Below are 3,520 nucleotides of genomic sequence, written 5' to 3'. Positions count from 1 at the left end.
GCTGCTGCGAATCGCGTTGATGTCGCTGATGTCGATGGCGCCGTTCTGATCGATGTCGCAGCTCAGATTGTTGCTGTTGACGGTCAGGTCATAGAGCACCGGAGAGTCGCCGGCGGTGTTCGCATTGAGCCTCGCCTGAACCTGGATATAGCGCCCACTGGCGGCGAACTGGACGTTCTTCCCGATGGGCTGATACGCCAGCAGGGACAGACCAGCGACGGAGTCCGCGCTGCGGATTTGGACACCGATGGAGGCACCGGCCGGCACCAGATCGGCCCAGTTGACCTTGCCCCATGCCGTCCCGACCGCACCGCCATCGAACACCGCCGTCCAGGTGCCGGTGTTGTTGGTGATGTTGCGGGCCGCAAAACCGGCGGCGTCGCTGTAGGTGTAGGGCTCGTTGCCGATCGGGAAGACGCCCAAGGGCGTGCCATCGCTGCCACGGTACTTGGAGATATTGGCCGAGGTGCGGTGGATCAGCCAGACATCGTTGTTCGCGTCGACAGCCACACCGCGAACCTCACCGGTCCCGCCCTGCGCCGGCCGCTGCCACAGTACGGTGCCATCGGCGGCGAACTTGGTCACGCCGCCCGAGGAGTAATTGCCGGCGATGATGTTGCCGCTGCCATCGACAGCAACGCCCAGGGCACCATGGCTCGCGGCCGCCGGGGCATCAAAGCTGTTGGTGGCGGGGTTGAACCGGGCAAACGGTCGACCGCTGGCACCGCTGTAGGTTGCCAGATAGACGCGATCATTGCCCAGCGCGATGCCGTAGTTCGACATGCCGAATGAGAAGGTCGCCACGCTGGATGGGTTGCTCGTATCCAGCCTGCCCAGCCTGGACCCCAGATCTGCGCTCCACAGGATGCCGTTGCGATCAACCAGGCAGCCATAAGGCGTCAGGCCGATGCTGTGCGGGCCGCTGACGGTGCTGCCGTCGGAGGCGGCCACCTTGTAGTAGGTGCCGTCATTGAACAGCCCTACCCACAGATTGCCGTCCGGCGCGATACAAAGTGAGCGCCCGAGCGCGCCGTTGCGGAAGGGAGCCGCAATCCCATCGGGTACGCGGCGCGCCCAGGCAATGCGCTCGTCCTGCAACTCGGCAGCATCGATATAGCCGTTGCCGTTGGTGTCAGCCATCGGCAGGATCTCGGCGCCAGCAATGATGCCGTTGTTGTTCAGGTCGCTGGACGTGTCGATGGAGCCATTGCCATTGCGATCAACCCCGCCCTCGGCCAGGATCTTGATCAGCACGGCCGACTTGCCGTCGAAGTGCCGGTTCAGCACATAGGCATTGCCCTGGATGTCGACCGCCGTACGTGAAGGAGCGGGCCCGGCGTAGGCATTGCCCAGGTGCGAGACGAAGCCGGCCTGACCCGAAGGACCGAATCCTGTGCGGTAGCGAGCGATCTCCTTGTTGTTGTTGGTATCGATCTTGGATACCGTGTCCTCACCGGCATTGGCAATCCACAACACCGGGAAGGTGGTGCCGATGCGGTTGAGTTGAAGCTGGTTGTTGTTGGGCGCATCGTGGTTGACGCCGTCCAGAGCACCGAGATCAAAGTCGGTGTCGGTGGTGTAAGTCTTGGTCGCCGCCGACAGCGCAAGGGGAAGCAGCAGCATGGCGGCCGCAAGCAGGCTTTGCATGGCCTGCGGGAAACGGATTTGTTGTGTCATCACGGTCTCCTGATGGTTGTTCTGGCGCAATGGATGCGTGGGGCCTTGGCCACCATCACCTCAGCGTGCCTGGGCCACGCGAGAGGCGGCAGCAGTCGGGCGAACCTGGGGCAACATGTCCTGCCCGATGCCGTGCGTCAATCGTTCGACGGCCCCCCCTTGCAGCGCCACGCTGTAGATCGATGTGCGCACCTCGCGAGTGCTGGCAAAGTAGATGCGCAGTCCGTCGAGGGACCACTCCGGCGACATATCGTCCAGCTGGGAATCGCTCAGCGCGCGCGCCTTCGTCCCATCGGCGTTCATGACCCACAGACGGGTTACCCCCTCACCGCCAGCGTTGCTCAAGAAGGCCAGGTGTCGGCCATCGGGGGAGAAGCGCGGCGCGGAGTTGTAGGCTTTGTTGTCGGTGAGGGCGCGTCGATCACTGCCATCCAGCGCGATCGAGAAGATCTCGGCCACGCTGTTCTGCCGGGTGGTGAACAGCACGCGCAGACCATCGGGCGTGAACTGAGGCTGACTGTCGTCTCGACCTGGCGAGCGTGTCAGGTTCAGTGCAGCACTGCCGTCAGCGTTCATGACCCAGACATCGCGCCGGTTTTCGTTACGCATGAAGGCAATGCGCTTGCCATCGGGCGACCAGACCGGCTCCACATCGTCTTCTGCATACTCGGTCAGGCGCTGCTGGTTCTTGCCATCCGCATCCATGCGATAGATGTTCTGGTTGCCGTCCCGATGACTGACGAACACGAGATGGCGACCATCCGGCGACCAGCGCGGACTGTCGTTCAGGTGATTGCCCTGGGTCAGTTGTCGGTGGCTGCCTGTGAGCATGTCGTGAATGAACACATGCGCATAGGCCCCGGCAGCAGCAACATAAGCGACCTGCCGGCCATCGGGGGACCAGCGCGCATCAAACACCGCCGACGGCTGGGCTCCCCGCATCTTCTGCACATCCTGCCCCTGCTGGCGCAGGTGATAGAGCTCGGCTGCCCCGTTGCGGCTGCTGATCACCAGCAGTTCATCCGACACGGTTGAGGCCGAGGCCGCACCTGCACACAACACCACGAGTAGCGACATGAACCCTTGCAGCTTCATGGCGTGGCCTCACTGAGCAAAGTTGACGGTGGCCTGAGCCAAGGCGCGGCCGCCGGTGTCGGCAACCGTGACCCGATAGCTGCCGGGCAGGGAAGCGACGAGGCGATAGCTCAGCTGCCCGTTGCCATCCACGACAGCGCTGTAGCCAGCAGTCTGTCCGCTAGGCGCCGCAACGAAAACCGTCACGGCAGCGCCGGCCGGCAAACCGTGGCCTTTGAGCATCGCGGGTTCCGTGGTCTTCAGCACCGAGGGGCCGGAGAGACTGGCGGTTGCTGATGCCGGGGATGGAGACTGGGCGGAGGCACCCAGACTCACACACAGAAGGCCAGAGGCCAGACCGAGAATCCAATGGGACATGCTTGTCTCCTTCGCTTTTTGGGCGATATGCGCCCGTCGCGTGAAACCGATACTTTCACTAGAAGCCTCCGCCTGCAACTGCAGAAACGGCGAAACCCGACATCGAGCACCCCGCGTTCAGGGGGATAGTTGAGCTCACCCCCCTAGTCGAACGGCATGAATGAAATTCGTTATCAGTCTGGCTTCTTTGGTCAAGCGCCTGCCTGCACCGCAGGGTCGACAAACAGTCGCCAAACCAATGCATAAGGCCAATCAACCGATGACCACGGAAGGGATCAGAAGGTCCGGCAGGCTTGTGCCGAACCTGTCATGAACTAACTCGCGACGGTGCTGTCGGGAGCAGCCATCTGACGCCGGCGCCAAAGTGCCGGCACAAAAGCACCCGCCAGTG

At 62.9% G+C, this 3,520-nt stretch carries 3 protein-coding genes; all 3 read right to left on the bottom strand.

The annotated features are described in order from the left end of the window. Positions 1-1,677, bottom strand: a 1,677-nt coding sequence (locus tag ABGI63_RS25665) for an NHL repeat-containing protein (protein ID WP_349745355.1), incomplete at its 3' end; no start/stop codon positions are given. 60 nt (positions 1,678-1,737) lie between these two features. After that, positions 1,738-2,772 (bottom strand): TolB family protein, encoded by a 1,035-nt coding sequence (locus ABGI63_RS25660; RefSeq protein ID WP_349745354.1) that lies wholly within the window; start codon positions 2,770-2,772, stop codon positions 1,738-1,740. A gap of 9 nt (positions 2,773-2,781) precedes the next feature. Then, positions 2,782-2,994, bottom strand: a complete 213-nt coding sequence (locus ABGI63_RS25655; protein ID WP_349745353.1) for a hypothetical protein — start codon at positions 2,992-2,994, stop codon at positions 2,782-2,784. Positions 2,995-3,520 lie beyond the last annotated feature (526 nt).

It is taken from the genome of Roseateles cavernae (genome assembly GCF_040187885.1).
In the GTDB taxonomy this organism is placed as follows: domain Bacteria; phylum Pseudomonadota; class Gammaproteobacteria; order Burkholderiales; family Burkholderiaceae_C; genus Roseateles_E; species Roseateles_E cavernae.
Note: the sequence above shows the minus strand (reverse complement) of the source record. Positions and strands in the feature narration are given on the sequence as shown.